Annotated in this window: 6 protein-coding genes; 3 read left to right on the top strand and 3 right to left on the bottom strand. The window is 47.3% G+C overall.

The window, feature by feature from the left end; all coding sequences use genetic code 11:
• Window positions 1-87 precede the first annotated feature (87 nt).
• Together PF479_RS12310 and PF479_RS12315 are read left to right on the top strand one after the other, a co-directional pair.
• On the top strand, window positions 88-1,251 hold the full coding sequence (locus tag PF479_RS12310; RefSeq protein WP_298006967.1) for a hypothetical protein: 1,164 nt from the start codon (window positions 88-90) through the stop codon (window positions 1,249-1,251).
• On the top strand, window positions 1,248-3,245 hold the full coding sequence (locus PF479_RS12315) for an FAD-binding protein (RefSeq protein WP_298006970.1): 1,998 nt from the start codon (window positions 1,248-1,250) through the stop codon (window positions 3,243-3,245). The genes PF479_RS12310 and PF479_RS12315 overlap by 4 nt, the downstream gene beginning before the upstream one ends.
• A 42-nt stretch (window positions 3,246-3,287) precedes the next feature.
• Here PF479_RS12315 and PF479_RS12320 read toward each other — a convergent pair whose 3' ends face one another.
• On the bottom strand, window positions 3,288-3,773 hold the full coding sequence (locus PF479_RS12320; RefSeq protein ID WP_298006973.1) for a hypothetical protein: 486 nt from the start codon (window positions 3,771-3,773) through the stop codon (window positions 3,288-3,290).
• 152 nt (window positions 3,774-3,925) lie between these two features.
• Window positions 3,926-4,735 (bottom strand): AraC family transcriptional regulator, encoded by an 810-nt coding sequence (locus PF479_RS12325; RefSeq protein WP_298006975.1) that lies wholly within the window; start codon window positions 4,733-4,735, stop codon window positions 3,926-3,928.
• A 118-nt stretch (window positions 4,736-4,853) separates the two neighbouring features.
• On the opposite strand from PF479_RS12325, the gene melA reads away from it, so the two are divergent.
• Complete coding sequence (melA, locus tag PF479_RS12330) at window positions 4,854-6,263, top strand: alpha-galactosidase (RefSeq protein ID WP_298006978.1); 1,410 nt, start codon at window positions 4,854-4,856, stop codon at window positions 6,261-6,263.
• Between the two features lies 1 nt (window position 6,264).
• On the opposite strand, the gene PF479_RS12335 is transcribed toward melA, so the two are convergent.
• Window positions 6,265-6,681, bottom strand: a complete 417-nt coding sequence (locus PF479_RS12335; protein ID WP_298006980.1) for a VOC family protein — start codon at window positions 6,679-6,681, stop codon at window positions 6,265-6,267.
• Between the last annotated feature and the right edge of the window lie 142 nt (window positions 6,682-6,823).

Here is a 6,823-nt window from a genome sequence, read left to right on the forward strand (position 1 = left end):
AATATCCTTTCGTCTGATTTCCTTAAATTGTTGACAAACTCATGCTTTCAAAGGATAATATTGCATGCAATAAAAAGGAGAACAATCATGTCTCAGAATCAATATTCCTATCTTTTCAAATCCGGAAGTCTCGGAAATAAAACCATGCCTAACCGCTTTGTCTCTCAGGCTATGGAAGCCAACGATGGAGGTCCCGGCGGTTCTGTATCAGAAATGGGTATTGAGAGATATAAAAAACTGGCCTCTGGTCACTGGGGGGCCGTGGTAGTGGAAGCCCTTTCGGCGGATTCAGGCTCCCTGGCCCGTGTCAATCAGATGATACTCACAAGGGAAAATCTGGAAGGATTCAAATTTCTTGTTTCAGAGTTTAAGAGAATTGCTCCTGAAACAATCCTCCTGTTTCAGGTCACTCATTCCGGCCGTAAGGCGGTTAAAAGCCACTCAACCGCAACGGCTCTTTATAGTCCTGCCGAAGGGGAGAAACTCCAGTCAACAAATGAAGTGGAAAACATCCGGTACGCCATTATGGAAGCGGCCCTTCTGGCAGAAGAAGCCGGGGCTGACGGAGTCGATTTTAAAATGTGCCATGGTTATTTTGGCTGTGAAATGCTCCGTCCGGGGAATGTGCGGGATGACAAATGGGGCGGCTCCTTTGAGAACAGATCCCGTTTTTTAAGAGAATCTATTCCTGAAATCAGGTCCCGTCTGAAAAATCCGGACTTTATACTGGGGTCCCGAATTTCTGTGTATGAGGGAATTGAAGGGGGCTGCGGAACAAGCGGACCCGGGGAGATTCTGGAAGACCTGGAAGAAATGGAAAAAATTATCAAAATCATGGAAAATCTGGGTATGGATTATGTGAATATCTCTGCAGGGATACCGGGGACCACAAGTGATATCACCCGGCCGACAGCACCATCCAAAAACCTGTATCTACACCAGATGCGTTATACAAAATGGGCCAAAGGCTTAACTAAGATGAAAGTCATTGGCTCGGCCTATTCCATCCTTAAGGAAGAGGCCCTTTCCATGGCAGATGAAAATATCAGGAAGGGCTATGCCGATTGTGCGGGATGGGGACGGCAGTCCTTTGCTGATCCTCTCTTCCCGGAAAAGATCCGCCAGGGAGAAGAGGTGGACTACTGCACGGCCTGTTCCGGTTGTACCAAGCTGATGGTAGCGCAGAAAAATGACGGCTGTATTCTCTATAATGACTATTACAAGAATGTTTGGAAGAATCGGAATAAATGAGCATGACCGATGTAAAGACCTGGGCCCTTTCCTGGGAAGGACAGGAACTCTCTCTACCCGTCCGCCAGGTTCACACTCTGGTGGTGGGCAGCGGAGCAGCTTCTCTGTGCTGTGCCGAGCGGCTTCACAGGCAGGGGGTTCTGGATCTTCTCATCGTCACAGATAATTTCAGAGGCGGCACTTCCCGGAATACGGGTTCGGATAAACAGACCTACTACAAACTGGCCGATGCGGGGATGACTCCCGATTCTCCCTATGCCATGGCAAAGGCTCTGTCTGGAGGGGGCTGTATGCACGGAGATATTGCCCTTGTTGAAGCCCAGAATTCTCTGAACAGTTTTTATCATTTGATCTCATTGGGGGTCGATTTTCCTCATAATCCCTACGGCGGATACACCGGATACAAGACTGATCATGATCCCCTTACTCGGGGTGTTTCTCTGGGGCCTTATACTTCCAAAGCCATGACGGAAGCTCTGACGGCAGAAGTTGTCCGACGGGGCATCCCTCTTCTGGATCATAGGGAAGTCCTTCTTGTTCTCACCAGCGACAGTAAGGCCATCGGAGTGCTGGCTCTGAATAAACGGCATCTGAATGATGAGGTCTACGGTCTGGAAGTCTATCTGGCGGATAATACAGTCCTGGGAGTGGGTGGTCCGGGAGGTCTGTATGAAACCTCTGTTTATCCTCCAATGCAAAGGGGTGGAATCGGCATGGCCCTGGAAGCCGGTGCGGAAGCCGTCAATCTGACAGAATCCCAGTTCGGCATTGCCTCCATTCAATTCAGATGGAACCTGTCGGGCAGCTATCAGCAGGTTCTCCCCTGTTATTACAGCACAGATTCTCAAGGAAGTGACCGTCAGTATTTTCTTTCAGACTACTTCGATTCAATGAAAGAACTCTGTCATGCCCTTTTCTTAAAGGGTTATCAATGGCCCTTTGATCCAAAGAAAGTCAGGAATCATGGTTCTTCTCTGATTGATCTTCTTGTCTACATTGAGAGAGAGGTCAAAGGAAGACGGGTCTTTATGGACTTTCGTATCAATCCTCTGGGGAGCAAAGAGGATTTTTCTCTGGATGAACAGCATAGTGAAGTATCTGATTATCTGAAGGCCTCTCATGTCAACGGCGACACTCCTCTTGAAAGGCTGCGCCAGATTAACGAACCGGCTATTTCTCTTTATAAAGAGCATGGAATTGATCTTACCGAAGAAGCTCTTGAAATTGCTGTCTGCGCTCAGCATAACAACGGCGGTCTGGCTGGAGACCTCTGGTGGGAATCCACTAACATTCAAAGGCTTTTTCCAATAGGAGAAGTCAATGGCAGTCATGGTGTGTACAGACCCGGTGGTTCGGCATTGAACTCCGGTCAGGTCGGGGCTCTGCGTGCCGCCACCAGAATTGCCCGGTCCTATGGGCTTGCAGAAATGACCCCTGAGTCTGTCAGGGGTATAGTCCTGACAGAAGCGGAACTCTGGATGGGAAGAATCCAGGAACTTTTGAATGATTCTGATGGACCTGATGTTTTTCAATACAGGAAAGATTTTCAAAGGAGGATGACCCGGTCCGGAGGATTTATCCGCTCTCTGAAATCCAGCCAAAGGGCAGAAGCAGAAGCCAGGGATCAATTGGGACACTTCAGATCTCAGACACTACTGAATAGAGAGCAGATTCCTTTTGCTCTCAAGAATCGCCAGCTGGCAGTGGCTCAGGTTTTTTACCTGAAGGCAATCCGGCATTATCTTGAGGAAGGGGGCGGCAGCCGCGGCTCTTTTCTTGTTCTGGATGAATCCGGGAAGGAATCACATCCTCTCCTGGGTTCGTCCTGGAGTTTCAAGGATGAACATCCGAAGATGAATCACTTTCTTCAGAGTTTGAAATTGGGAGAAGACTGGAATATAGACGCCCGCTTTACAGCCTGCAGAGATCTGCCTTCAGAAGAATTCTGGTTTGAAACCATGTGGAAAGAGTATAGAGAAAGTACTCTCTTATAAAGGGATGAATCTCTTCTTCAAAATTTTAATAATGATTAAGTTTTAAAACCAGAGTCTCAGACCGAGAGCTGCCTGTACATTCCAGGAGGGAAAGTAGATGGTCGGTTCAAATCCCACTCCCATGGCAGGGGCTATTTCCATAAAAAACTCCAGGAAATCGATGGGCTTGATCGTTAAACCAATAGGAATCCGTCCACCCAGGCTGAAATCTGCATTATTGTCTGCCATTGTGAAACCTGTGTAAAAGCCGAGACCGATATACAGGTCCAGATCTCCTGTGATGTTTTCTTGAACGACCCACCAGTCATCGCTGACGCTGAAATTGAAATACTCAGAACCATTGAAGGTCAACCTGACATTCAGCACAGTACCGGGTATGGAAGGTGTACTCATACTCAAAACAGCACCGCTGTTGTTTCCCTCTTTGTCCATCCCAAAGGTATAAGCCGCCCCTAGTCCTGTCTCGGAATATGCTGCCGGAATGATCAATATAGCCAGCAATATAAAAATGATACTTTTCTTTTTCATAAATTTCTCCTGTTTTAAATTAAAATTCAGTTCTAAAATATTTCACACAATCTACCACTATTTTCGGCAAAATGAAAAGGTTCTTCAGTAGGCGGCTGGATAATGTCATAGAATATCAGTAGAAACCTAATATCAATAATATTCAAGATTCTTCACCCTTTAAATGCTCCCGGAGTCATTCCGTAAGCCTTCTTAAAGGCCTTCAGGAAATTATTGTAATCCCTGTAGCCGCAGCTGTAGGCAGTCTCTTTGGCAGACCAGCCGGTTTTTAAATATTCTTCTGCTTTTAAGAGGCGGAGATTTCTGATTGAGCTGCCTAGGGTGGTTCCGGTCTGTTCTTTGTAGATCCTGGAGGCATAGGAGCGTTCCAGTTGGACAAAATCAATGACATCCTGGACCTGAATGGGGGTGTTGAAGTAGTTCTGGATGAACAATTCCATGGAGTGGACATGATGAGATCCCTCTTTTCCGGTCAAAGGAGCATTGTCCTTGGACTGCGCTTTGCCTCTGCTGAGTTTTCCCAGTATGGTATTCAGACGTCCCAGATTTTCCAGCCTGATCCCCGGATGCTGATAAATCCTCTGGCTGGGGATTTCCGAGAATATTTTTAACAGTTCTTCCGGAGTATCTGTATGAAGAATAGGATTGTCCGGATTAATACAAAGGGGTGCAAACAGATCGGAAAACTCACCTGTAAATCCCAGCCAGAAATAGGACCAGGGTTCTTTGAGATCTGCCTGATAGGAGTGTTTCTGTCCCGGGAATATGAGAAAGGCGTCCCCCCTGGAAAGCTTCCATCGTTTTCTGCGGGAATGATAGACTCCCTCTCCCTGTTGGATGATGTGAAGCAGGTAGTAATCTCTTATGCCTCCAAATTCATGGCCGGGTGAGCAGTCTTCCCGGCCCCATTGGACCAACCCGGTGGTATAATTTTTCTGTTCTGAAAGCTGGGATCTTCTCATAAGCACTATAATACCACCCAAATACAATAAAATACCATCATAAAACAACAATATGACAGTTTCGTGAGTGCCTAGTCGGTGATATTCTTTTATTAATAAAATAGATAAGGGAGTCATTATGGCCAATATCGTTATTATCGGTGCGGGAAGTCTGGTCTTCTCAAGCCGTCTCACAGCTGACATTCTGACCTATTCTGCTCTGGAAAACAGTCATTTCACTCTGCTGGATGTGGATAAGGAACGTCTGGATTATGCCGAGCAGATCGTTCAGAGGATCTTCAAAGAGGGGGGGTATGATAAAGCCTCAGTCAGTGCCACTCTGGATAGAAAAGAGGCTCTCAAGGGTGCTGACTATATTATTATGAGTATCCTGGTCGGCGGTTATGAAGCCATCGAAAAAGAGATCGATATCCCTGCTAAATACGGTATCAATCAGTGCATCGGTGATACTCTCACTCCCGGTGGCATCATGCGCTGCCTGCGGACTCTTCCTGTCCTGAATGAGATTGTAGGGGACATCCTGGAAATCTGCCCCGGGGCTCATGTGCTCAATTATACCAATCCCATGGGTATGCTCTCCTGGGGAATCCTGGATGGGGCACCCGATCTATCCTATGTGGGATTGTGCCATTCGGTTCAGGGTACTGCCGAGGAGTGGGCCAGGCGACTGGAAATCCCCCTGGAAGAGATCAATTACATCTGTTCCGGGATCAATCACCAGGCCTGGTTTACCCGTTTTGAACATAAAGGCAAGGATCTTCTTCCGGCCATTTCCAGACTGGCAGTCACTCCCAAAATCTGGTATGGCGACACAACCCGCATGGAATATGTGAAGCATTTTGGATTTCCCGTCACCGAATCCAGCGGTCATGTGTCAGAATACAACTGGTGGTTCAGGAAGAACAAAGAGACGATTAAACGTTACTGTCCAGGGGAATGGTCAGACTGGAACGGGGGAACCGGTTTTATTAAAACCCTCTACAAACGTCCTGACTGGAAAGAGCAGATGCAGAAGATGGCCTCCTGGGAAAATCCGGTAGACCTGGAACGGAGCCAGGAATATGGTTCTATCATCATCAATGCCATTGAAACGGGAGTTCCTGCCGTCATTTACGGCAATGTCAAAAATAAAGGCTTTATCGATAACCTGCCCGAAGGTGCACTGGTGGAGGTTCCCTGCCTTGTGGACCGCAACGGGATTCAGCCCATCAAAACCGGAGCATTGCCTCCCCATCTGGCGGGTATAAACAAGGCTCAGCTGAATGTTCAGGAGCTGGCGGTTCTAGCCGTCCAGACAGGAGATCCCGAGTATGTCTTTCAGGCCATGGCTCTGGATCCTCTCACGGCAATGAGCTGTACCCTGGATGAAATCAGGGCCATGACCAGAGAACTCCTGGTAGCCCATAAACCCTGGGTGAAATGCCTGAAGAGTGAACTGGCAGAAAAACCCCTGGTTTATGAAATTCCAGCCCCTGAGGATGTGGAACGGCATCAGGACCCGGCGACAGCGAATAATAGAGAAGAATAGATTATCTGTACTGAAAAAACTCAATGACCTCGTTGTCCGGTCCGTATATAAAAGCGATCCGGATAGGGAGGTCTTTTTCTTTGGCATTGATCACCAGGTCAAAAGGAGTATCCTTGCTTTTGCATCCTGCTTCCATGGCTCTGTTGTAATACAGGTCGCAGTCTTCTACGAGAATGCAGAAATGGATCACCGAGTTTTCGGGAGCTTCCGTTTTAATCCCTCCTGCAAAGATCTCAATATAAGTTCCCCCGCCGATGTCCATCATACAACCGCGTCCGTCTCCCTCTCCCCACTGGAGGGCGGCATTCATGCCCAGGGTCTCGGTATAAAAGGTTTTTGATTTATCAAAGTCGACACATTTGATAGCAATATGATGAAATTGAGTACTTGAAGCAATGCTGTTATTGATGGGTTTCATAATTTCCTTCCTCATGATTGATGAATTATTTCACCACAGTTTCCGGATCTTGTCCATTCAGAAAAGGATTGAAAGACTTTTAAGACAGTGGCGGAGCTGTACTTTAAAAAGGTTTAATCTCCCACCCCGATCAAGGCCCCTC

The sequence above is a fragment of the Oceanispirochaeta sp. genome (assembly GCF_027859075.1).
In the GTDB taxonomy this organism is placed as follows: Bacteria; Spirochaetota; Spirochaetia; order DSM-2461; family DSM-2461; genus Oceanispirochaeta.